We start from the raw sequence: 21,136 nt of genomic DNA on the forward strand, positions 1-21,136 counted from the left end.
CTCGTCCCGGCGCCCCGGCGGCGCCTCCCGTCCGCGCTCCCGATCAGCTCTCCTCGCGCGCCTTCACGGTGAGGACGGCGCAGGGCGCCTTCTGCACGACCCGCTCCGCCACGCTGCCGAGCAGCAGGTGCTTGAGCCCCGTGTGCCCGCGCGTGCCGATCACGATCAGGTCCACGTGGCGCTCCTTCGCCTCCTCCTCGATCACGCTCGCCGGGTAGCCCTCGCGCAGCACGGTCTCGACCCGCAGCCCGCGCGTGCGCAGGCCCTGGGCGTGCTTCTCGAGGTTGGCGCCGGCGTCGCTCTTCACCTGCGCCCAGAAGTCCGGGGGCAGGTAGGCGCCCTCGAGCTGCTGGAAGTCGACCGGCAGGTGGTAGGCGTGGAGCAGGACCAGCGGGCAGCCGTGCTCCTCGGCCAGGTGGGCCGCCCAGTCGAGGACGGTGGCGGCGTTCGCGGAGAAGTCGATCGGGACCAGGATGGAGCGGATGTCGATCGTCATGCGCCTAGCCTGCACGGATTCCCAGGATGCGGCAAGGCCACCGGAGGTCGTTCGGTTGACGCCCCAGGACCCCGGCTCTACCGTGCGGAGCCGGTTTTCCAGGTCCCGGGGCCGTAGCTCAACTGGGAGAGCGCCTCGTTCGCAACGAGGAGGTTGGCGGTTCGATCCCGCTCGGCTCCACCACCCTGGTCCGCGACCTGCCGGACGCCCCGGGGAGGCGCGAGGGATCGCCGCGTGCGCCGGCCACACCGGCCGCCGTCACGACGTCTCCCGCAAGACACGCGGGAACCTCTCGCCGGGCCGGGGCCACCTACTCCGCGTCCCCCGGCCGGCCGCGGGAGCGGGTGCTGACCGAATGGCCGGAGTCGGTCCAGGGAAATCCTTGACCGATCGTGCGGAAGCTGGCAGAGGCTCCATCGTGCGGGTTGCGGCCGACACCGATCTCACCCAGCGCGCCGCCGCGGGCGATCGCGACGCCTTCGAGCAGGTGTTCGCCGACTGCCTGCCCTCGATCTGGGCCTTCGTCGGCCGGCGCACGCGCGGGCGCGCGGCGGCAGAGGCGCTCGCGAGCCGGATCCTGCGCCGTGCCTTCGCGGAGCTCGACGACTACGACGGGCAGGTGCCCTTCGCGGCCTGGCTGCTCGCCGTGGCCCGGCGCGTCGCGAGCACGAACGCGCCGCATCCCGCCAGGCCCTCCGGCTCGCCGCGCCATACGCACCACGCGTAGGCCGCCTGCGTCAGGCGCTCGGGGAATGCAGGTAGGTGGTGGCGAGGGCGTCGGCGTACTCGTTCCAGCGCGAGCCGTCGTGGGCCGCGATCCAGACCAGCTTCGCGCGCGGATGGGCGCGGGCGAGCGCGTAGAGCTCCTGGACCAGCTCGAGGTTCGCGATCGGGCCGGTCTTGCGCCGCCAGCCTCGCGCCGCCCAGCCCGGCGCCCACTCGTTCACGGTCTTGACGCAGAGCTGGCTGTCGGAGTGGATCGTCACCGCCGCGTCGGGCGGCAGCAGCTTGTAGGCCTCGATCAGCGCGCGCAGCTCCATGCGGTTGTTGGTCGTGCTCGGGTCGGCCCCGTGGCGCTCGGCGACGACGCGGTCCTCCTCGACCCAGACGACCCCCCAGCCGCCCGGGCCCGGATTGCCCTCGCAGGAGCCGTCGGTGAAGACGCCCGTGGTCGGCCCGCCGCGATGGCGCGCGAGGACCTGCTCGGGCGTCAGGAAGCTGCCGCGTCGCTCTGCCATGGCGGCGCAGGGTAGGGGCGTCCGCGATGCTCCGCCCGGAGGCCCCCGCCCTGGCGCTCGAATCGACGGCCCGTCCCGCTCGTCCGCCCGGCCGCATGCGGCCTCCGGCGGCGCTTGCTCTCGGGTTCCTCGTTCCGTTCGCGCTCGGCGCGGCGCGGCCGGCCGACGAGGTGCGGCGCAGCTATGCCGCGCTCGAGCGCGCGCTGGTCGCGCGCGATGCGGGTGCGGCGCTCGGGCTCGTCTCCGAGGCGTCGATCGCCGAGTGGGCGCGCCTGCGGCAGCTCGCCCTGCACGGCCCGGTCACGGAGGTGGCGGCGCTCGCGCCGGGGCCGCGCCTTGCCGTGCTGGCGCTCCGCCACCAGGCCCCCGTCTGGCTCCTGCGCGACGGCCCGCCGCGCGAGCTCGCCGCGCAGGCGGTGCGCGCCGGCCTCGTCGACCGCCGGGCCGCCCGGCAGGTGGAGCTCGCCGACGTCGCCGTCCTCGACCCGGCGCGCGCGCTCGGCCAGCTCTACGCCGCCGGCCTGCCCTCGGGCTTCCGGGCCGGCTTCGTGCGCGAGGCGGGTGCCTGGAAGCTCGACCTGCCGGTGACGCTGACCGGCGTCGGCCGCGTGGTGTCGCAGGTGGCGCGCACGACGGGCGCCTCCGAGGACGCCGTGATCGTGAACCTGCTCGCGGCCGCCACCGGCGAGCCCGTGGGCGGGGCGGTCTGGCGGCCGCTGCTGGCGGAGTAGCATCGACCCCGTGCGGGGCCCCGGACACACGCTCCTGCCGGCCAGCGCCGGGCCGGTGGCCGGGCGGCTCGTGGCGGCGCGCGCGCTGCGAGGCTTCGCCGACGGCTTCGCGAGCGTGTGCCTGGCCGCCCATCTCGCGGCGCTCGGCTTCTCGGCCACCGCGATCGGCGCGATCGCGACGGCGGCGCTGCTCGGCTCGGCCGCGCTGACGCTCGCGGTCGGCCTCGCGGCCGACCGGCTCGCGCCGCGCGCCGTGCTGCGGGCCGCGAGCCTGCTCCTGCTCGCGACCGGCGCAGGCTTCGCGGTCCTGACCGGCTTCTGGCCGCTGCTCGTGCTGGCCTTCGTCGGCACCCTGAACCCGACCGGCGGCGACGTCAGCGTGTTCGCCCCGACCGAGCAGTCGCTGCTCGCCGGCCAGGCGGCGGCGCGCGACCACACCGCCCTCTTCGCCCGCTACAACCTCGGCGGGGCGCTGCTCGGAGCCCTCGGCGCGCTCGCGAGCGGCGTACCCGGGCTCGCCGCGGGCCCGCTCGGCGTGTCGCTCGAGTCCGCGCTGCGCGCCGGCTTCGCGCTCTACGGCGCGGCGGCGTTCGGCCTGCTCGTGCTCTACCGCGCCGTGCCGCCCGCGGCCCCGAAGCCCGCGGCGCCGGGGCCCCACCGGCCGCTGGCCCGTTCGCGGCGCGTCGTGCTCGAGCTCGCGGCGCTCTTCAGCCTCGACGCCTTCGGCGGCGGCTTCGTCGTGCAGTCGCTCCTCGCGCTCTGGCTCTTCCAGCGCTTCGACCTCTCGCTCGCGGCCGCCGGGGCCGTGTTCTTCGGGGCCGGCGTGCTGGCGGCCTTCTCGCAGCTCGCCTCGGCCTGGCTCGCCGCGCGCATCGGGCGTGTCCGCACGATGGTGTACACGCACGTCCCGGCCAACCTGTTCCTGGTGCTGGCGGCGCTCATGCCGACGGTCGAGGGGGCCGTCGCCTTCCTGCTCCTGCGCATGGCGCTCTCGCAGATGGACGTGCCGGCGCGCCAGTCGCTGGTGATGGCGCTCGTGCCGCCCGAGGAGCGGGCGGCGGCGGCGAGCGTCACGAACGTGCCGCGCGCGCTGGCCGCGGCGCTGGCACCCCTGCTGGCGGGCGCGCTGCTCGACGCCTCGGACCGCGGCTGGCCGCTGATCGCGGCCGGCGGGCTCAAGCTCGCCTACGACCTGCTCTTCTTCGTGCGCTTCCGCGGCGTCGAGCCGCCGCTCGCACCGGAGCCCGGCTCGTCGCCGGCGGACTCCGCGCCGTAGTCGGCCAGGAACCCGCGGCGCCAGTCCTCGTAGCGCCCGGCGGCGATCGCCTCCCGCGCGCGCTGCACGAGGCGCTCGTAGAAGCGCACGTTGTGGATCGAGAGCAGGATCGCGGAGAGGATCTCGTTGGCGGCGAAGAGGTGGTGCAGGTAGGCGCGCGTGAAGCCCCCCGTGCAGGCCGCGCAGTCGCAGGAGGTGTCGATCGGGTAGCCGTCGCGGCGATAGCGACGGTTCGTGAGGCGCACGCGCCCGCGGCTCGTGAAGGCGACCGCGCTGCGCGCGTAGCGGGTCGGGATCACGCAGTCGAAGAGGTCCATGCCGTAGCCGATGGCGGCCACCAGGTCCTCGGGAAGGCCCACGCCCATGAGGTAACGGGGCTTGTCCTCGGGGAGCAGCGGCGCGGTGAAAGCGGTGATCCGGCACAGGAGCTCGTGGCCCTCGCCGACCGAGACGCCGCCGATCGCGTAGCCCCGGAGGTCCATCGCGACCAGCGCCTCCGCGCAGCGCCGGCGCAGCTTCTCGTAGACGCTGCCCTGCACGATCCCGAAGAGCGCCTGGTCGGCGCGCGAGTGGGCGCGCAGGCAGCGCTCCATCCACGCGAGGGTGCGGCGCACGCCGGTGGCGGCGAGCGGCTCGTCGGCCGGGTACGGCGTGCACTCGTCGAAGGCCATGATCACGTCGGCGCCGAGCGCGTTCTGGATCTCGATCGAGCGCTCCGGGGTGAGCTCCATCGCCTCGCCGCTCAGCTCGTTCTCGAAGCGCACGCCGCGGTCCGAGATCTCCTTCCGGGGCAGCGAGAAGACCTGGAAGCCGCCGCTGTCGGTGAGGATCGGGCCGGGCCAGCGCATGAAGCCGTGCAGGCCGCCGAGCTTGTGGACGAGCCCCTCGCCCGGGCGCAGCGCCAGGTGGTAGGTGTTGGCGAGCACCATCTCGGCGCCGGCCGCCGCGACCTGATCCGGCGTCATCGCCTTCACCGCGCCGTGGGTGCCGACGGGCATGAAGGCGGGCGTGTGGACCGGGCCGTGGGGCGTCTCGAGCACGCCGGCGCGGGCGGCGCCCGCGCGGGCCTCGACGCGGAACGCGAAGGCGGGCGCTGCCGCCATCGGCGGAGGCTACCGGTAGGTCTTGCGGTGCCCGGAGCTCATGCGCTTGCGGGCGCGCTGCTGCTTGGCCTTGAGCTTCGCCCGGTAGCGCCTGGTCTTCGTGCGCTTGCGATGGCTCAGGTCGGCGTTCTGTTTCACGGCGGTCTCCGGGCGGGGGCGATGCGAAGGGGGGCTTCGCCGGGGCGCCCAACCTAGGGGAGTCGCCCGCAGACGTCCAGGCTACCCTGCCGCCCGATGCCGAACCCCCTCGACCGCGTGATGGACTTCGACCTCGGCGAGGAGCAGCGCCTGGTGCGCCGCACGGTGCGGGCCTTCGCCGAGCAGGAGATCCTCCCGCACGTCGAGGAGCACGAGCGCGCGAAGCGCTACCCGCTCGAGCTGATCCGCAAGCTGGTTCCGATGGGCCTCATGGCGCCGATGATCCCCGAGCGCTGGGGCGGCTCCTTCACCGACGTCGTCACCTACGGCCTGATCTGCGAGGAGCTGGCGCGGGTCGACTGGGTGGTCGCGAGCGTCGTCTCTGTCAGCAACTCGCTGGTCGCCGGCTCGATCCTGCGCTTCGGGAGCGACGCCCAGAAGGAGCGCTGGCTGCCGCCGATCGCGCGCGGCGAGTGCCTCACCTCGGCGTGCCTCACCGAGACCGGCGGCGGGACCGACCTCGGCAACCTGGCGACCACCGCCACCCGCACCGACGGGGGCTGGCGCCTCAGCGGCACCAAGGTCTTCATCTCGCACGCGGCGCACGCCGGGCTCTTCTTCGTGGTCGCCTCGATCGACCGCAGCCGCAAGCACCGCGGCGTGACCGCCTTCCTGGTCGACCCGAAGGCCACGCCCGGGATCACGATCGGCGAGTTCCCGATGCGCACGCTCCAGCGCGACAACCTGGCCGAGGTGCACTTCCAGGACGCCTTCGTGCCCGACGCGGCCGTGCTCGGCGAGCCCGGCCAGGGCTTCCCGATCCTCGGCGCCGCGCTCGACATGGGCCGCTTCTCGGTGGCGGCGCGCTGCGTCGGCCAGGCGCAGCGCTGCCTGGACCTCACGCTGCCCTACGCACTCGAGCGCGAGGCCTTCGGCCAGAAGATCGGCGAGTTCCAGCTGATCCAGCAGAAGATCACGGCCATGCTCTGCCGCGTGCAGCAGGCCCGGCACGTGGTCTACCAGCTCGGGCGCATGAAGGACGCCGGCGTCGAGCGCTGCTCGATGGAGGCGTCGATGGCGAAGCTGCTGGCGAGCCAGGCGGCCGTGCAGAACGCGCTCGACGGCATGCAGGTCTTCGGGGGCTACGGGGTGTCGGCGGAGTACGAGATCGGGCGGCTCCTGCTCGAGGCGAAGTCGCTCGAGTTCGGCGAGGGCACGAGCGAGCTGCACACGAAGCTGATCGCGGAGTACGCGCTCGGGATCCGCAAGCAGTGAGCGCCCCCGCCGGCGCCGAGCGCCGCGAGCTCCTCGCCCTGATCCTGCACCACTCCTTCGAGCGCCGCCGGGTCGTGCTCGCGAGCGGCCGCGAGAGCGACTTCTACCTCGACCTGCGCACCACGATGATGCGCCCGCGCGGCATCGAGCTGGCCGGCCGGCTCCTCTTCGAGCGGCTCGCGGCCGGGCCGCGCGTCGAGGCGGTGGGCGGGATGGTCGTGGCGGCGGTGCCGGTGGTGTCGGCCGTGCTGCTGGCCGCCGCGACCCGGGGTGGCGCCGCGTGGGCGGAGCTGGCCGGCTTCTTCGTGCGCAAGGAGGCCAAGCAGCACGGCCTCGGCAAGCGCATCGAGGGCGGCTTCCGCGCCGGCCAGAGCGTGGCGCTCGTCGAGGACACCATGACCACCGGAGGCTCCACGCTCGAGGCGCTCGACGCCGTCACGGCGGCGGGTGGCCGGGTGGCCCGCGTCCTCTGCATCGTCGACCGCGGCGAGGGCGCGGCCGACGCCTTCGCGCAGCGCGGGCTCGCGCTCGAGGCGCTCTACACGCGGGCGGATCTGCCGCTCTAGAGCCCCTCTCGTGGACCCCGGGTGGGAGCGGGTCCACGAGAAGGGTTCCAGCCCGACCGCGGCGGGCGCCCGCAGCCGGCCCGCTCAGAGCCCCGGCAGCTCGCCGTCGTGCGCGTGGCCGATCGCCCGGCACAGCCGCTCGTCGAGCTTGCGGCAGTCGAAGACCACCTTCTGCGAGTGCACGGCGGCGACCGCGTCGAGCGGGACCCGGAACTCGCCGGCGTTCTCGACGTAGACGACGAGCCCGTCGGGGTGTACCTCGCGGATCGCCCCGAACTCCTCGCTCCCGTCGGACGCGAAGGCCTGGAAGCCGACCTCGATCCGTTCGCGCATGACCCCTCCCGGAGGCCCCCTCGCGGGGCATAGCCGATCCGGGCGCGACGACACGCCCGCGGTCTCGAGCGGAGGAGGCCCCGGCGTGCCTCCCTGGTGTTCAGGACAGGTGCCCCATCCGGCCGCTCTGGTAGTCGCGAACGGCCTCGTCGATCTCCTCGGGCCGGTTCATCACGAACGGTCCGTGGCCGACGATCGGCTCGCCGATCGGTTGGCCGGCGAGCAGCAGCGCGGTCGTGCCCTGGGCGGCGTCGATGCGCAGGAGCGTCCCGGCGCGGTCGAAGACCGCGACCTCGGCCTCGCGGATCGGCTCCGCGCCGCCCGCGCGCAGCGAGCCGCGCAGCACGGCGAGCGCCGAGGTGTAGCCGTCGGGGATCGTGAGCTCGACGGGGCCGCCCGCGAGGCGCAGGTCCCAGAGCTGGATCGGCGTGAAGGTGCGCGCCGGGCCGCGCGCGCCGGCGAGCCCGCCGGCGATCACGCGCGCGCTCCCGCCCCCGCCCAGCAGCTCGGCGCGCGGGATGTCGCGCGCGAGCAGCGCCTGGTAGCCGGGCGCGGCCGTCTTGTCGCGCGCGGGCAGGTTCACCCAGAGCTGCACCATCTCGAAGGGCCCGCCGCGCCGCGCCCACTCGCGGCCGTGGAACTCCTCGTGCACGAGGCCGGAGGCAGCGGTCATCCACTGCACGTCGCCGGGGCCGATGTGGCCGCCGCCGCCCGACGAGTCGCGGTGCTCGACCTCGCCGTCGTAGACGATCGTCACGGTCTCGAAGCCGCGGTGCGGGTGCTCGCCGACGCCGCGGCGCGCGGCGGTCGGCGGGAACTCCGCGGGGCCGGCGTAGTCGAAGAGCAGGAACGGGTCGAGCAGCCGCCCGTGTTCCGAGTAGCCGAAGAGGGAACGGACCGGGAAGCCGTCGCCCACCCAGTGGCGGCCGTGGGGGCGCAGCACCGTGCGCAGGGCCTTCGTCGAGGTCGGGTTCGTCATGGGCAGGAGCCTATGACCGGGGAGCGCTCCCGGGAAGCCGGCTCCCGGCGGACGCCGCGTTCGCCGGATGCGAACGATCGCCCGGCCGCGTCCAGGGCGCCGGATGCCGGAGCTCGCCGGCCAGATGGTCGATCGCGGCCCGCAGCTTGCGAGGCACGTGGCGCGAGGGCGGGTAGAGCGCCGCGATCGCATAGGGCAGCGGCTCCTCGCCGGGCAGCACCCGCACGAGGCGACCCGCGCGCAGGGGCTCTGCAGCCAGGAAATCGGGCAGCAGCACGAGGCCCAGGCCCTCGATCGCGGCGTCGCGCATGGCTTCGCCGTTGTTCGCGACGACGCGCCCGCGCATCGCCACCGCGCGCGGCTGGCCGCCGCGCCGCGCCGGCTCGAAGCGCCAGAGCCGGCTCCCATGCACGTGTGCGTAGTCGATGCAGGGATGCGCGGGCAGATCCTCGAGCGAGGCGGGCACGCCGTGCGCGGCTGCGTAGGCCGGGCTGCAGCAGACCATGCGCCGGCTCGTGCAGAGCTTGCGCGCGACCAGGCTCGAGTCGGCGAGCCGGCCCACCCGCACCGCCAGGTCGTAGCCGCCGCCCACCAGGTCCACGATGCGGTCGTCGAGGTCGAGCGCCAGCTCGAGGCGCGGGTGCGCGGCCGCGAAGCGCGCGAAGCTGCGCGCCAGGTAGAGGGTCCCGAGGCTCATCGGCATCGTGACCCGCAGCCCTCCGTGCAGCTCGCCCTCTCCGGCGCCCTCCTCGACGGCTTCGTCGAGCTCGCGCAGGAGGGGACGCATCCGCGCGTAGAGCGCCTGGCCCCGCTCGGTCGCGACGACGCGCCGCGACGAGCGGCGCAGCAGCTCGACGCCGAGCGCTTCCTCGAGGTCGTGGACGCGCTTGCTCACCACCGACTTCGAGAGCCGCAGGCGCCGCGCCGTCCCGGTCATGCTGCCGGTCTCGACGACGTCGAGGAAGGCGAGCATGTCGTCGAGGCGCCAGCGCACGGGCGCGAGTCTATCCCAGGGCCCGCTTGCCGGAGGCCGCCACCGGGGCTACCTGCTCGCCCAGGACGGAGCGAGAGGGGCGACAGGCGGCGCCTCGCGAGCCCCTCGGCCGGAGGGTGGGCATGGGCAAGCTCTTCCGCGAGCCGCTCCTGCACTTCCTCGTGCTCGGTGCGCTGCTCTTCGCGCTCTACGGCGGGATCGGGAGCGGCGGCGCGGAGCCCGGCGGCGAGATCGTGGTCGACGCCGGGCGGATCGCGAGCCTGGAGGCGCAGTTCGAGCGGCTCTGGCAGCGGCGGCCGAGCGCGGCGGAGCGCGCCGGCCTGGTCGAGACCTTCGTGCGCGAGGAGGTGCTCTACCGCGAGGGCGTGGCGCTCGGCCTCGACCGCGACGACCCGGTGATCCGGCGCCGGGTCGGCCAGAAGATGGGCTTCCTCGCCGACGGGCTCGCGCCCGAGGCACCGACCGACGCGGAGCTCCAGGCCTGGCTCGACGCGCATCCCGCCGACTACGAGAGCGAGGCGCGCACGAGCCTCGAGCAGGTGTTCTTCGATCCGTCGCGGCACGGCGCCGCGCTCGACGGCGAGCTGGCGAGCGCGCAGGCGGCGCTCGCGCAGGGCGCGGCGGCGCGGGCCCTCGGCGACCGCACGCTGCTGCCCGCGGCGCTCGAGCGGGCCCCGGCCTCCGAGGTGGAGCGCCAGTTCGGCCGCGCCTTCGCAGCGGCCGTGGCAGAGCTCCCGGCCGGTGCGTGGGAGCCCGTGCGCTCCGGCTACGGCGTGCATCTGGTGCGCGTGACGGCGCGCGAGGGCGCGCGCCGGCCGGCGCTCGACGCGGTCCGCGCCGAGGTCGCGCGCGATCTCCTGCACGAGCGGGCGCAGGAGGCGAACGAGGCGTTCTACCAGGACCTTCGCGCGCGCTACACGGTGCGGATCGAGGGTGCGGGCGCAGGGCCGCCCGGCGGCGCGGCGGAGCGGCCGTGACGCGCCGGCTCGGCGCGGCGTGTCTGGTGGCGCTGGCCTGCTGGGCGGCGCCCGCCCGTGCCGACGTGTTCCGTCCTGCCTACCTCGAGCTGCGCGAGGCCGGCGCGGGCCGCTACGACGTGCTCTGGAAGGTCCCCGCGCAGGGCGAGAGCCTGCGCCTCGCGGCCGAGGTGCGCTTCCCCGAAGGCACCGTCGAGACGAGCCGCGCGCCGGCGCTCTTCGCCGCCGGCGCGCACGTCGAGCGCTGGCGGATCGAGCGCCCGGGCGGGCTCGTCGGCGAGACCGTCCGCATCGACGGGATCGCGGGCGGCGCCACCGACGTGCTGGTGCGGGTCGAGCGCGCGGACGGCACGAGCCAGGTCGAGCGCCTGCTGCCGGAACGCCCGCAGTTCACCGTCACGGAGCCGGCCGGGCTCGGCGAGGTGGCGCGCTCCTACCTCGTGCTCGGCGTCGAGCACATCCTGGGCGGCGTCGACCACCTGCTCTTCGTGCTGGCGCTGCTGCTCCTGGTGCGCGGCGGCCGGCGCATCGTCGCGACCGTCACCGCCTTCACGGTGGCGCACAGCCTCACGCTCGTGGCGGCGACGCTCGGCTGGGTGCGCGTGCCGACCGCACCGGTCGAGGCCGTGATCGCGCTCAGCATCGTCTTCGTCGCGGCCGAGGGGGTGCACGGGCTGCGCGGGCGGCCGGGCCTCACGGCGCGCGCGCCGTGGGTCGTCGCCTTCACCTTCGGCCTGCTGCACGGCCTCGGCTTCGCCGGCGCGCTCGCCGAGGTGGGCCTGCCGCAGCGCGCGATCCCGCTCGCGCTCCTCACCTTCAACGTCGGGGTGGAGGTGGGACAGCTCCTCTTCGTCGCCGCCGTCCTCGCGCTGCGCCGCCTGCTCGCCGGCGCGCCGCTCCCGGCGCCGCGCTGGGCCCCCTACCTGCCGCCCTACGCGATCGGAGCGCTCGCGACGATGTGGGTCTTCGAGCGGATCGCAGCCTTCTAGTGTCCGGTGTCGGAAGTTCGCCGTCGAAGTCTCGAGCCGTCGCGGGCGGCTGGGTGGGCACCGAGATCGCGGCTACGGGCCGCTCGCAAGGCGCGCGACCGAGCCATGGCCGTCGCCATGGGGAGGGAGCGCAACGCTGCGAGCGGCCCGTAGCCGCAATCGAATGCAGGCGAGCTTCCGAGACGGGGCACTAGCTGCGTCTCCTGCTGCCCGTGAAGCGCCAGCGCGCGAGAGCGGCGAGCGCGAGCGCAGCGCCTGCCGCCGAGGCGGCGGGCCCGGGCGCGGGAACCTCGACGGCGCCGCGATCGCAACGCGCCTCGCCGTTGCCGTCGCCGTCGCGCGGGCGCGCGAAGCCGCGCTGGTCGCTCGCGAGCGGGCCGTCGTAGCCGGGGCAGGCGCTCGCGCCGCTGTCGACGGCGGCGCTGTACGCGAAGGGCGCGTGGGTCGCGGTCGGCCCGCCGTTGTCGGCGAGCGGCCCCAGGTCGGGCGGGGTGGCGGGGAGGTCGTCGGGCTCGTCGAGCGCGCAGCTGTCGTCGTTCGCGAGGTTGTGGCCGAGCGAGACGACGGGCTGGCCCCCGCAGTTCACGTTCGGCTCGCCGCTCGCGAGCACGACGTGGGACAGGCGCAGCGGGAAGTCGGCGGGGTCGCCGCTGTAGATCGGGACGAAGAGATTCGCGCCGCCGTTGTCGACGAAGGTCGAGTGGTAGACCGATGCGCTCGGGCCGGGCCCGTCGGCGTTGACGAGCGCGAGGCCGGTCGCCTGGTTGCCGCTCACCGTCGAGCTCTCGATCACGATGGCGCCGGCGCCCGTGATGCCGCCCACGCCGATCCCCGCACCGGGGTTCGAGTCGACCAGCACGCGCGTGAGCCGCGTGCCGCCCATCCCGACGTAGAGCGCGCTCGCGGTGCAGCCGGTGAGGCGCGCGTCGCGGATCGTGAGCGTGCCGAGCGCGTAGACGCAGCCGCCCGTGCCCGGCTCGTAGGAGCTGGCGCCGGAGTTGCCGTCGCGGATCGTCAGGCCCTCGAGCACCACCCCGCCGCCGAAGGCCTGCGCCAGGAAGACGCGCACGAGCCCGTCGCCGCTCACCGCGAGCTGGTCCGCGCCGGGCCCACGGATCGTGAGCTCGCTCGTCAGGAACGGCAGCTCGCCGGCTCCGACGTGGATCACGCCCGCGAGGCCGCGCAGGTCGATCAGGTCGGCGCCGCTGCCGGCGGGACAGCTCCCCGCCGGCGCGTCGGCGTTGGCGGCGTCGAGCGCGTCGCGCAGGCCGCACGCGCCGCCCGGCGCCGGGTCCGCGGCCGTCGTGACCGGGATCGTCGCGGCGCGCGCACCCGGCACGAGCGCGGCCGAGAGCAGCAACGCGAGCACGGCGGCCCGCGCGCCCGCGCGCGCCCCCGGCTCCGGCACGCGCTGCCCGGCGATCGCGCCGGCGAGGGCGCTGGACGCGAAGCGGTGCAGGCCGTCCGGGCTCACGGGGACGGGCCGTGCGGCCACCCCCGGCGCCGCGAAGGCGAGCCCGAGCCGGCCGCGAAGCAGGGATCGACGCATTCCGCCCTCCCCTTCCCGGTCACACCGTAGGAGCGGGACACGCTCTGGCGCATCGGCGAAATCGCCTAGGCCGGGCTCAGCGGCGGCCCCCTTCGGTCGCGACGCGCAGCACCAGCTCGCTGCGACTGTGCAGGGCCAGCTTGCGGAAGATCGCGCGCAGGTGCGCGTCGATCGTGCGCACCGACAGCACGAGCTGCTCGGCGGCGGCGGCGTTGGTCGCGCCGCGGCCGATCAGCATCGCGACGCGCAGCTCGGCGTCGGTGAGCTGCTGCGCGAGCGAGGAGGCGCCTTCGCCGGCGGCGCCCGAGAGCGCGCGGGCGCGCGCCGCCCACGGCCGCGCGCCGAGCCGTTCGAAGTTCGCGAGGGCCGTGGCGAGCCCGGCCGCGTGTGCGTCGAGGCGCTCGTGCTCGACCAGGGCGAGGCGGGTACGCGCCTGCTCGAAGGGCGCGTCGAGTGCGTCGGCGGTGCGGATCGCGTCCTGCGCCGAGCCGCGGCCGAGCAGGGCGCGGCCACGCGCCGCCACCGCGGCCGCCCAGCGCCCGCCGGTCGCCTCGGCGCTCCGCGCGACGTCGCGCACCACCTCGGCGGCCTCGCTGCGCCGGCCCGCGCCGAGCAGGGCCTCGATCCAGTCGCCGTGGTACCAGACCACGCCCGGCTCGGCGACGCCGCCGCGCAGGCGGATCTCCCAGACCACGCCCAGCTCCTCCGCGGCCGTCCTGGGGTCCCCGCGCGCCAGCGCCGCGGCGCCGAGCGCGGCGCGCGCGAAGGCCGTGATGCTCGCGAGGCCGGCGCGCTCGGCGCCCGCGAGCGCGTGGCGCGCGCGCTGCTCGCAGCCCTCGCCGTCGCCGAGGTGGGCGAGCACGTGCGCGGCGATGCTGTGGCCGAACCCGGGGCGGCCGGCGTCGCTGTTCTCGGCCAGCGTGATGTCGATCGTGGCACCGGTCAGCGCGTCGAGCCAGCGGCCGCGCCGGAAGTCGAGCTCGGCGAGCAGCGCGCTCGAGAACGCCTCCACCGAGGCGATGCCGCGGCGCGCCGCCGAGGCGATCACCGCGCGCAACGCGTGCTCGGCGTCCCCCCAGCGCTCGCGCACGAGCAGCCCGTAGCCGGCGAGTTGGAGCAGCTCGAGCGCGTCGTCGTCGAGCCTGTCGGGGGCAATGGCCCCGAGCCCCTCGAGGATGCGGATCGCATCGCCCCCGGAGCCGTCGCCCCGGTGCAGCGCGGCGTAGCCGCGCAGCGCGCGGGCGGCGGTGAGCCGCACGTCGTCGCCGGCCGCAGCCGCCTCGGCGCGCCGGCCGAGCTCGAGCCCGAGCGTGGCGTCGGCGGCCAGCAGCGCCGCGACCGTCGCCTCGGTGAGCAGCGGCAGCTCGAGCTCCGCCACCCGGTCGCGCACGCGATCCGCCTCGGCGCGCAGCGCCACGGCGGCGCCCCGCGCGTCCTCGCCGAAGGCGCGGATCTTGTTGCGCAGCAGCACGGCCTCGGCACGCGTGCGCTCGTCGGGAAGCCGGCCGATCGCGCGATCGAGCAGCGCCGCCGCCGCGCCGCCCATCGCGGCGTCGTGGAACGCGCGCGCCGCCGCGAGCTCGCGCGGCAGCCGGGTGGCGTCGCTCGCGGAGAGGCGCGCGGCGTCGCTCCAGGCACGCGCCGCCATCGCCGGCAGCCCGCGCGCGGCGCAGCGGCGCGCGAGCGCGTCGAGATCGCTGGCGATCGTCTCGTCGGCGCGCTCGGCCGCGGCGGCACGGTGCAGGGCCGCCCGGTCCGGGTCGGCGCTGTGATCGGCGAGCGCGCGGTGCACGCGCCGGCGCACGGCCGGGCCGACGACGTCGAGCACCGCCGCGCTCCAGAGAGGATGGGAGAGCCGCGGCGGCCCGAGCGCGGCGACCCCCGCCTCCTCGGCGGCCGCGAGGTCCGCCTCGCGGGCGCCGACGGCAGCCAGCACGTCGGCGAGCCGGTCGCCGCCGCCGGCGCCGGCGGCGAGGACGGCCAGCGCGCGCAGCGTCGCGCCCGGCAGCGCGGCGAGCCGCGCGGCGAAGACCTCGTGCAGGCGCGCGGGCAGCGTCTCGACGCCGTCGATCGGGCGCTGGCCGCTCCGTTGGTCGGCGCTCAGCGCGTCGCACAGGTGGAGCAGGGCGAGCGGGTTGCCGCCGGTCAGCTCGATGCAGCGGTCCGCCACGTCTGCGCGCAGCGGCTGGCGCGTGCGCAGGAGCGCGTGGCACTCGTGGCGGCCGAGCCCACCGAGCGCGAGCCGCCGGGCGCCCGGGAAGCACGGCGGGCACCCGGGGCGTTGCGCCGCCACGATCGCGACCGGATCGGCCGCGAGCCGGTGTGCGGCGAACGCGAGCGCTTCGGCGGAGGGCGGATCGAGCCACTGCGTGTCGTCGACCAGCACGAGCAGCGGCGCGCGCTCGCCCCGGCCCGTGAGCAGTGCGTGCAGGGCGGACCCGGCCGCCACCCGGCTGCGCGGCGCTCCGCCCGCGATCTCGCGCGCGAGCGCCGGCGAGCCGCCGCGCGGGTGGGCCAGCAGGAGGCTTGCGAGGCCGGCCCAGGCGAGATCCGCCTCGGCCTCGAGCGCCGCGATCCGCACCTGCTCGAAGTCGGGCGCCCGGCGCGCGACGGCGTCGAGCAGGGTCGTCTTGCCGATCCCGGGCGGGCCCGTGATCACGAGCGTGCCGGCCGTACCCGTGCGCGCGCCCGCGAGCAGCTCGTCGAGCGCTTCGAGCTCGGGGCCGCGGCCCAGCAGTGCCGGCTCGCCGGAGATCACGGCGGCGCATGGTAGGGGAGGCGGCGAGGGGCAAGCGAGCGGAGCGAGCGCGCATGCGCAGCCGGGCGAGGTCGATCGCGCTGGTCGGTGCGTGGAACGCGCCGGCTACGCGCGCCGCGAGCGCCGCCGGGCCGCGACGGCCAGGGCGGCGGCCGCCGTGAGTCCGGCGCCCGACACGCCCGGCTCGGGCACCGCCACGAACACGTCGGGCGAGCTGTTCGTGTCGTCCGGGACGAGGTCCGAGGCGTCCGAGTCGAAGACCATCACGGAGCCGTCGGCGCTGATGCTGCTGTAGGTGGCGGAGACGCCGTTGCCGGGACCGGCGGTCAGCGACGTGCTCAGCTGGTAGAGCGCGTCCTCTCCGGCGTGGTACAGGAAGGCCTGGGCGTTGCACTGGGCGACGATGTCGCCCCGATCGGAGACGCGCGGACCCTCGCAGCTCGCCGTGCCCGGCGGCAGCGGCATGTTGGCGGTCACGCCCTGCTCGCGGTCGCGCCGGTAGATCCGGCTGCCGCTCGGACTCGCCACCAGGTTGCTCGAGAACGACCGGAAGACGACGAAGCGCCCGCTCGGCGAGATCGCGGCCATGTCCGAGGAGCTGTTCCCGGCCACGCCGGCGCTGCTCTTGCTGACGAGGCTCGTGGTGCCCGCCTGGCGGTCGCGGACGAAGACGTCCTCGAGCGTGCCGGCATTCGAGCCGTCGATCGAGATCGGCGTGTCCACGGCGAAGGCGACGTAGCGGCCGTCGGCCGAGATCGCGCTCGGCGAGAGCGCGCGGCTCGGGCCGTCGATCTGGGTGCCGGCGCCAGTCACGCTGACCCGCTCGGGTGTCGAGAAGCCGTCGTTCTCGTCTGCGACGAAGACGTCGGGCTGTCCGTTGGTGTCGGAGCCCACCAGGTTCGAGGCATGGGACAGGAAGGCCACGAAGCGGCCATTCGCCGAGATCGACGCGTTCTGCGAGGCGCCGTTCGGCGCCGCACCGCCGAGGCCGCGGCTGACCAGCAGGGTCTCGAAGCCGAAGGCGCCCCCGCCGAGGGCGACGGTGCCGCTGTAGAACACGTCCGTCACGTCCGACGTGCCCGAGACGACCAGGTCGTTCGCCAGGGACTGGAATGCGAGCGCGAGCCCGTCCTCGCTGATCGAGGGCGCCGTGCTGTTGCCGCTGCCGAGCCCGGCGGTCGCGAGCTCGAAGACGTCTTCCTGGAGGTCGTAGCGGTAGACGTTGGTCGAGCCGTTGAAGGGCACACCCAGGTTGTCGGAGCTCGACACGAAGGCGACCCAGCGCCCGTCGGGCGAGAGCGAGGGCGCCAGCGCGCCGTCGCCGAGCTGCTCGCCGACGCCGGTGGTGGTGAGCCGGCCGAGCAGCACGACGTCGGCGCCCGCGGGCGCGGGCACGAGCGCACCCGCAGCGGCGAAGAGCAGCACGAGGAACGCAGGTCGCATCGCGAGGACCCCCTCGCGATCGAGGCTAGGTGTACGCCCCGCGCGGCCGCATCGGCGAAATCGCCTAGAACCCATCTCCTGAACCCCGGACGGGAGCGGGTTCACGAGATGGGTTCTGGATCCCGCGAGGAGCTACGCTCGCCCGCCGGGAGGCGCCCCCCATGGCCCTGAACCTCGGCACGATCCTCCAGGCGAGCGCGACCGAGCGCCCGGGGCACCCCGCTCTCCGGTTGCACGAGCGCGCGCTCACCTACGCCCAGCTCGACCGCGCCGCGCGCGGCGTCGCGAGCGCGCTGCGCGCGCGGGGCATCGCGCCCGGCGACCGGGTGGCGCTCCTGATCCCGAACGTGCCCGAGTTCACGATCGCCTACTTCGGCGTCCTCTACGCGGGCGCCGTCGTGGTCCCGATCAACGTGCTCGCCGCCGGACCCGAGATCCACTACTTCCTCGAGGACTCCGGGGCGAAGCTCCTGCTCGCCCATCCCTTCTTCACGGAGTCCGCGCGGCGGGGCGCGGCGGACGCCGGGGTGCCGCTCGTCCTGGCGGGCGGCGGCGCCGGGAAGGACACCCTCGAGGAGATGCAGGAGGCCGCGCCGGTCGAGGCCCTGCACGCGACGGGCGCCGACGACACCGCGGTGATCCTCTACACCTCGGGCACCACCGGCAAGCCGAAGGGCGCCGAGCTCACCCACTCGAACCTGTTCCTGAACTGCGCCTTCGTGGTGCCGCGGCTGCTGCCCCCCATCGCCCCGGACCGCCTCGTCACGATCGCGTGCCTGCCGCTCTTCCACTCCTTCGGCCAGACCTGCATCCAGAACGCCACGATCGCGCGGGGCGGCACCTTCACGCTGCTGCCGCGCTTCGGGCCCAAGGAGGCCTACGAGATCCTGGAGCGCGACCGGGTCACCCTCTTCGCCGGCGTGCCCACCATGTACTTCGCGCTGCTCCACCACCCGCCCGGGCGCGACTACGACCTCTCGGCGCTCGAGCTGTGCATGTGCGGCGGCGCGCCGATGCCGGTCGAGGTGATGACCGCCTTCGAGAAGCGCTTCGGGGTGCCGGTCCTCGAGGGCTTCGGGCTCTCCGAGACCTCGCCGGCCGCGAGCTTCAACGTGGTCGGCAAGCCGCGCAAGGTGGGCTCGATCGGCTACCCGGTGTGGGGCGTCGAGATGGCGATCGTGGACGACCAGGACCGCCCGCTCCCCGACGGCGAGCGCGGCGAGATCGTGGTCCGCGGCCACAACGTCATGAAGGGCTACTGGAAGCGCCCCGAGGCCACCGCCGAGACGCTGCGCAACGGCTGGTTCCACACCGGCGACATCGGCACCCGCGACGAGGACGGCTGCTACTGGATCGTGGACCGCAAGAAGGACATGATCCTGCGCGGCGGCTTCAACGTGTATCCGCGCGAGGTGGAGGAGGTGCTCTACCAGCACGAAGCGGTCGCCGAGGCGGCCGTGCTCGGCGTGGCGCACGACAGCCACGGCGAGGAGGTGAAGGCGGTCGTCGCGCTCAAGGCCGGGCGCACGGCCACCGCCGAGGAGCTGATCGCCTGGTGCAAGGAGCGCCTGGCCGCCTACAAGTACCCGCGCCTGGTCGAGTTCCGCGACGCCCTGCCGAAGGGCCCGACCGGGAAGATCCTGAAGCGCGAGCTGCGCTGATCCCTGGGAGTTGCCGTGCTCGAGCTGTTGACGCAGGCGATCGACGTGTTCCTGCACCTCGACGCCCACCTGAACGAGTGGGCCGTGACGCTCGGGCCCTGGCTCTACGTGGTGCTCTTCCTGGTCGTGTTCTGCGAGACCGGCCTGGTCGTGACGCCCTTCCTGCCCGGCGACTCGCTGCTCTTCGCGATCGGCGCGCTCGCCTCGATCGACGGCTCGCCGATCTCCCTGCCCGCGATGACCGTGCTGCTGATCGTCGCCGCGGTGCTGGGCGACGCCGTCAACTACTCGATCGGCCACTACCTGGGGCCGCAGGTCTTCCAGAGCGCGAACTCGCGCCTGCTGAACCCGCAGCACCTCGTGCGCACGCAGGAGTTCTACGCGCGCCACGGGCGCAAGACGATCTTCCTGGCGCGCTTCGTCCCGATCGTGCGCACCTTCGCGCCCTTCGTCGCCGGGATCGGCCGCATGTCCTATCCCGTCTTCGCGGCCTGGAACGTGACGGGCGGCACGGTGTGGGTCGTCTCGCTGACGCTGGCCGGCTACTTCTTCGGCGCGATCCCGCTCGTCAAGGAGAACTTCGAGACCGTGATCCTCGCCATCATCGGGATCTCGGTGCTCCCGATCGCCGTCGAGTACCTGCGCGCCCGCCGGGCGCCGGCCGAGGCCTGAGCGGCCACCACCTCCGTGGCCACGAGGCGGTAGAAGACCGAGAGGTCCTCGGCGTCGAGGGCGGCCCCGACCCCCGGCAACGCGACCAGGCGGGGACGCCCGGGCCGCGCCGGCGGCAGCCCGCGCAGGGCCGCCAGGTTGCGGAAGCAGACGCGTGAGCCCACGGGGCTCCGGGCGGCGATCGCGTCGAGCAGGGCGTGGAAGCGCGGCTCGCTCATCCAGCAGCTCACGTCCGAGAGCGACCAGTGGACGCGCGGCGCGGGCGGCAGCCGGGCGGGCAGCGCGGCCACGTCGGCGCAGCGGAGCTCGAGCGACCCGAGCCGCTTGCGCGCGCGCTCGCTGCCCTCGCGGTCGAGCCAGAGCGGGAGCGCGCCGGCGGGGTCGTAGCGGCCCCGCCAGATCAGCGCGAGGAGGAAGCTCTCGCGCAGCAGGTGGCGGTCGGCCCAGGCCACCAGGCGGCGGTACAGGCAGCGGCCGGGATTGCCCTCGCTGCTGCGCAGGAAGCTCGGGTCGCGCAGCGCCGGCCAGGCGACCACGGGATGCATGAGCAGCGCGAAGCCCTGCTCGCCGCGGGCAACCTCGGCGGCGCGCGCGAGCAGACGCGCGCGCTGCTCGGCGAGATCGGCCGCGGCGAAGCAGGCCTCCGGCCAGCGCAGCCACCCGCCGCGCCGCAGCCAGGCCGCGCAGCGCGCGAGCCAGGTCTCGAGCCGGCCCGCGTAGAGGATCCCGTCGCGCACGAGCGAGGGCCGCGCGTCCCAGTAGCGGCGCGCGCCGCGCGAGAGCCCGCCCCGCAGCGCCGCGTAGACGTCGAGCCGCTCGCGCTCGGGATCGACGCCGGCGAAGCCGCGCAGCGCCGGGTACGGCAGGGCGTCGAGCGCCGCTGCCTTGAGCTCGAGCACGTGGAGCTGCTCGGGGCGGCGATCGACCGCGAGCAGGCGCCCGGCGCCCCCCGCGAGCAGCGACAGGGCCCGCCCACCTCCCGCGGCCACGCACACCACGAGGTCCCCGGCCGCCGGCACGAGGGCGCGCAGCTCCGAGCGCGTGTCCTCGTTGTCGGCGCTGTAGAGCGGCCGCGGCGCGCAGGGGCTCCTCACGGCGGCTCGCGCCCGTATCGCTCGGCGAGCTCGAAGAGATCCTCGCCCTCGCGCTCGAGGCGGGTCGCGGAGAAGACGCCCGCGGCGATCGCGGGATCGATCGCGAGCCGCTCGACGCGCAGCTCCGTCCGCGCCTCTCCGCCCTGCGCCTCGATCGCGATCCGCTGGACGCGCAGGTAGCCGGCCTCCTCGCCGACACCGGCGAGCGGGACGCGCAGCCGCTTCAGCGCCGGCTCGCCGGCTTCGGGCCGGGCGCCCGCGCGGCCGAAGAAGTCGATGCGCGCGACGGCGTCGATCCCGGTCGCGCGCCAGATCCGCAGGCGGCCGTACTGCGAGGTGGCCGGCGGCCAGGCGTCGAGCACCTCGCAGGGGAGGCCGTCCTCCTCGCCCGACGCGACGGCCGCTGCCCGCCAGCGCCGCCAGTCGGCGCGTTCGAGATCCTCGTAGCTGAGGTCGCTGCCGTAGAAGGCGTCGCTTCGCTGGGTCGCGCCGACCCGGCGCGGCCGCTGCGCCTCGGGCTGGTAGAGCCAGATGTCGGGCGGATCCCCCGCGCCCGCGTCCACGATCAGGAGCGCGTGCCCGCGCAGGTAGCCGGGCTCGAGGAAGCGCACGAGCGAACGGGCGCCGCGCCCCTCGCGGCGGTAGGCGTGCTCGAAGGCGCGCCGCGCCACCTCGCGCCCGCCGCGCGCGACGCGCAGCTCGATCCGGCGCACGCCGGGCGGCTGGAAGGTGCGCTCGAAGGCGCGCTCCACCCGGCCGAGGGCCGCGTCGCGCGAGGCCTCGGCCAGCGCCAGCGGCGCGGACGCCAGCGCGAGCGAGGCGCCCACCAGGAAGACCGCGACTGCCACCCACTCCGCTGCCATC

General features: G+C 75.5%; 20 protein-coding genes, 1 tRNA gene and 1 pseudogene. 10 read left to right on the forward strand and 12 right to left on the reverse strand.

Annotated elements, in window-relative coordinates; genetic code table 11:
* Positions 1 to 43: 43 nt before the first annotated feature.
* Positions 44 to 496 carry a universal stress protein gene (locus OZ948_11230; protein MEB2345303.1) on the reverse strand — a complete coding sequence of 151 codons (453 nt, stop codon included), beginning with the start codon at positions 494 to 496 and terminating at the stop codon, positions 44 to 46.
* A gap of 107 nt (positions 497 to 603) precedes the next feature.
* Between OZ948_11230 and OZ948_11235 the strand changes: the two genes are divergently transcribed.
* Together OZ948_11235 and OZ948_11240 are read left to right on the forward strand one after the other, a co-directional pair.
* Positions 604 to 679: transfer RNA gene (locus tag OZ948_11235), tRNA-Ala, on the forward strand.
* A 235-nt stretch (positions 680 to 914) separates the two neighbouring features.
* Positions 915 to 1,223 carry a sigma factor gene (locus OZ948_11240; GenBank protein MEB2345304.1) on the forward strand — a complete coding sequence of 103 codons (309 nt, stop codon included), beginning with the start codon at positions 915 to 917 and terminating at the stop codon, positions 1,221 to 1,223.
* A gap of 10 nt (positions 1,224 to 1,233) precedes the next feature.
* Here OZ948_11240 and OZ948_11245 read toward each other — a convergent pair whose 3' ends face one another.
* Positions 1,234 to 1,734 carry a ribonuclease HI gene (locus OZ948_11245; GenBank protein MEB2345305.1) on the reverse strand — a complete coding sequence of 167 codons (501 nt, stop codon included), beginning with the start codon at positions 1,732 to 1,734 and terminating at the stop codon, positions 1,234 to 1,236.
* A 26-nt stretch (positions 1,735 to 1,760) separates the two neighbouring features.
* Between OZ948_11245 and OZ948_11250 the strand changes: the two genes are divergently transcribed.
* A complete protein-coding gene (locus OZ948_11250) occupies positions 1,761 to 2,465 on the forward strand; it encodes a hypothetical protein (GenBank protein MEB2345306.1) in 705 nt (234 codons plus the stop codon).
* A gap of 10 nt (positions 2,466 to 2,475) precedes the next feature.
* A complete protein-coding gene (locus OZ948_11255) occupies positions 2,476 to 3,741 on the forward strand; it encodes an MFS transporter (GenBank protein MEB2345307.1) in 1,266 nt (421 codons plus the stop codon).
* Here the strand turns inward: OZ948_11255 and tgt are convergent.
* Positions 3,651 to 4,844 carry a tRNA guanosine(34) transglycosylase Tgt gene (gene tgt, locus OZ948_11260; GenBank protein MEB2345308.1) on the reverse strand — a complete coding sequence of 398 codons (1,194 nt, stop codon included), beginning with the start codon at positions 4,842 to 4,844 and terminating at the stop codon, positions 3,651 to 3,653. The genes OZ948_11255 and tgt overlap by 91 nt on opposite strands.
* A 9-nt stretch (positions 4,845 to 4,853) precedes the next feature.
* Positions 4,854 to 4,982 (reverse strand): hypothetical protein, encoded by a 129-nt coding sequence (locus tag OZ948_11265; GenBank protein ID MEB2345309.1) that lies wholly within the window; start codon positions 4,980 to 4,982, stop codon positions 4,854 to 4,856.
* A gap of 96 nt (positions 4,983 to 5,078) precedes the next feature.
* Here OZ948_11265 and OZ948_11270 point away from each other — a divergent pair, with 96 nt between their 5' ends.
* Complete coding sequence (locus OZ948_11270; protein ID MEB2345310.1) at positions 5,079 to 6,257, forward strand: acyl-CoA dehydrogenase family protein; 1,179 nt, start codon at positions 5,079 to 5,081, stop codon at positions 6,255 to 6,257.
* Positions 6,254 to 6,823: an orotate phosphoribosyltransferase gene (gene pyrE / locus OZ948_11275; GenBank protein MEB2345311.1), complete on the forward strand. Its 570-nt coding sequence runs from the start codon at positions 6,254 to 6,256 to the stop codon at positions 6,821 to 6,823. The genes OZ948_11270 and pyrE overlap by 4 nt, the downstream gene beginning before the upstream one ends.
* An 84-nt stretch (positions 6,824 to 6,907) precedes the next feature.
* Here the strand turns inward: pyrE and OZ948_11280 are convergent, their stop codons facing one another.
* From OZ948_11280 to OZ948_11290, 3 genes are all read right to left on the reverse strand, one after another.
* Positions 6,908 to 7,156: a hypothetical protein gene (locus OZ948_11280; GenBank protein MEB2345312.1), complete on the reverse strand. Its 249-nt coding sequence runs from the start codon at positions 7,154 to 7,156 to the stop codon at positions 6,908 to 6,910.
* Positions 7,157 to 7,256: 100 nt separating this feature from the next.
* Positions 7,257 to 8,135 carry a pirin family protein gene (locus OZ948_11285; GenBank protein ID MEB2345313.1) on the reverse strand — a complete coding sequence of 293 codons (879 nt, stop codon included), beginning with the start codon at positions 8,133 to 8,135 and terminating at the stop codon, positions 7,257 to 7,259.
* 10 nt (positions 8,136 to 8,145) lie between these two features.
* Positions 8,146 to 9,129, reverse strand: a complete 984-nt coding sequence (locus OZ948_11290) for a LysR family transcriptional regulator (GenBank protein MEB2345314.1) — start codon at positions 9,127 to 9,129, stop codon at positions 8,146 to 8,148.
* Between the two features lie 122 nt (positions 9,130 to 9,251).
* Here OZ948_11290 and OZ948_11295 point away from each other — a divergent pair, with 122 nt between their 5' ends.
* Together OZ948_11295 and OZ948_11300 are read left to right on the forward strand one after the other, a co-directional pair.
* Positions 9,252 to 10,106, forward strand: coding sequence for a peptidyl-prolyl cis-trans isomerase (locus OZ948_11295; protein MEB2345315.1), 855 nt, complete (start codon positions 9,252 to 9,254; stop codon positions 10,104 to 10,106).
* On the forward strand, positions 10,103 to 11,095 hold the full coding sequence (locus OZ948_11300) for a HupE/UreJ family protein (protein ID MEB2345316.1): 993 nt from the start codon (positions 10,103 to 10,105) through the stop codon (positions 11,093 to 11,095). The genes OZ948_11295 and OZ948_11300 overlap by 4 nt, the downstream gene beginning before the upstream one ends.
* Positions 11,096 to 11,285: 190 nt before the next feature.
* Here the strand turns inward: OZ948_11300 and OZ948_11305 are convergent, their stop codons facing one another.
* From OZ948_11305 to OZ948_11315, 3 genes are all read right to left on the reverse strand, one after another.
* Positions 11,286 to 12,644, reverse strand: coding sequence for a right-handed parallel beta-helix repeat-containing protein (locus tag OZ948_11305; protein ID MEB2345317.1), 1,359 nt, complete (start codon positions 12,642 to 12,644; stop codon positions 11,286 to 11,288).
* 76 nt (positions 12,645 to 12,720) lie between these two features.
* Positions 12,721 to 15,402 carry a LuxR family transcriptional regulator gene (locus OZ948_11310; protein MEB2345318.1) on the reverse strand — a complete coding sequence of 894 codons (2,682 nt, stop codon included), beginning with the start codon at positions 15,400 to 15,402 and terminating at the stop codon, positions 12,721 to 12,723.
* A 105-nt stretch (positions 15,403 to 15,507) separates the two neighbouring features.
* Positions 15,508 to 16,845 (reverse strand): hypothetical protein, encoded by a 1,338-nt coding sequence (locus OZ948_11315; protein MEB2345319.1) that lies wholly within the window; start codon positions 16,843 to 16,845, stop codon positions 15,508 to 15,510.
* A gap of 161 nt (positions 16,846 to 17,006) precedes the next feature.
* On the opposite strand from OZ948_11315, the gene OZ948_11320 reads away from it, so the two are divergent.
* Both OZ948_11320 and OZ948_11325 read left to right on the forward strand, forming a co-directional pair.
* Positions 17,007 to 18,506: a long-chain fatty acid--CoA ligase gene (locus OZ948_11320; GenBank protein ID MEB2345320.1), complete on the forward strand. Its 1,500-nt coding sequence runs from the start codon at positions 17,007 to 17,009 to the stop codon at positions 18,504 to 18,506.
* A gap of 15 nt (positions 18,507 to 18,521) precedes the next feature.
* Positions 18,522 to 19,178, forward strand: coding sequence for a DedA family protein (locus OZ948_11325; protein MEB2345321.1), 657 nt, complete (start codon positions 18,522 to 18,524; stop codon positions 19,176 to 19,178).
* A gap of 143 nt (positions 19,179 to 19,321) precedes the next feature.
* Here the strand turns inward: OZ948_11325 and OZ948_11330 are convergent.
* Together OZ948_11330 and OZ948_11335 are read right to left on the reverse strand one after the other, a co-directional pair.
* Positions 19,322 to 20,272, reverse strand: a pseudogene (locus OZ948_11330) (DUF3419 family protein).
* Positions 20,269 to 21,135: an outer membrane lipoprotein-sorting protein gene (locus OZ948_11335; protein ID MEB2345322.1), complete on the reverse strand. Its 867-nt coding sequence runs from the start codon at positions 21,133 to 21,135 to the stop codon at positions 20,269 to 20,271. The pseudogene OZ948_11330 and the gene OZ948_11335 overlap by 4 nt, the downstream one beginning before the upstream one ends.
* Between the last annotated feature and the right edge of the window lies 1 nt (position 21,136).

The sequence above is a fragment of the Deltaproteobacteria bacterium genome, assembly GCA_035063765.1.
Taxonomy (GTDB): Bacteria; Myxococcota_A; UBA9160; order UBA9160; family PR03; genus CAADGG01.

Coding starts and splice junctions, on each gene's coding strand:
- OZ948_11230 (MEB2345303.1), bottom strand. CDS start 496: ATGACGATCGACATCCGCTCCATCCTGGTCCCGATCGACTTCTCCGCG.
- OZ948_11245 (MEB2345305.1), bottom strand. CDS start 1,734: ATGGCAGAGCGACGCGGCAGCTTCCTGACGCCCGAGCAGGTCCTCGCG.
- OZ948_11250 (MEB2345306.1), top strand. CDS start 1,761: ATGCTCCGCCCGGAGGCCCCCGCCCTGGCGCTCGAATCGACGGCCCGT.
- tgt (MEB2345308.1), bottom strand. CDS start 4,844: ATGGCGGCAGCGCCCGCCTTCGCGTTCCGCGTCGAGGCCCGCGCGGGC.
- OZ948_11270 (MEB2345310.1), top strand. CDS start 5,079: ATGCCGAACCCCCTCGACCGCGTGATGGACTTCGACCTCGGCGAGGAG.
- OZ948_11280 (MEB2345312.1), bottom strand. CDS start 7,156: ATGCGCGAACGGATCGAGGTCGGCTTCCAGGCCTTCGCGTCCGACGGG.
- OZ948_11285 (MEB2345313.1), bottom strand. CDS start 8,135: ATGACGAACCCGACCTCGACGAAGGCCCTGCGCACGGTGCTGCGCCCC.
- OZ948_11295 (MEB2345315.1), top strand. CDS start 9,252: ATGGGCAAGCTCTTCCGCGAGCCGCTCCTGCACTTCCTCGTGCTCGGT.
- OZ948_11305 (MEB2345317.1), bottom strand. CDS start 12,644: ATGCGTCGATCCCTGCTTCGCGGCCGGCTCGGGCTCGCCTTCGCGGCG.
- OZ948_11315 (MEB2345319.1), bottom strand. CDS start 16,845: ATGCGACCTGCGTTCCTCGTGCTGCTCTTCGCCGCTGCGGGTGCGCTC.
- OZ948_11320 (MEB2345320.1), top strand. CDS start 17,007: ATGGCCCTGAACCTCGGCACGATCCTCCAGGCGAGCGCGACCGAGCGC.
- OZ948_11335 (MEB2345322.1), bottom strand. CDS start 21,135: ATGGCAGCGGAGTGGGTGGCAGTCGCGGTCTTCCTGGTGGGCGCCTCG.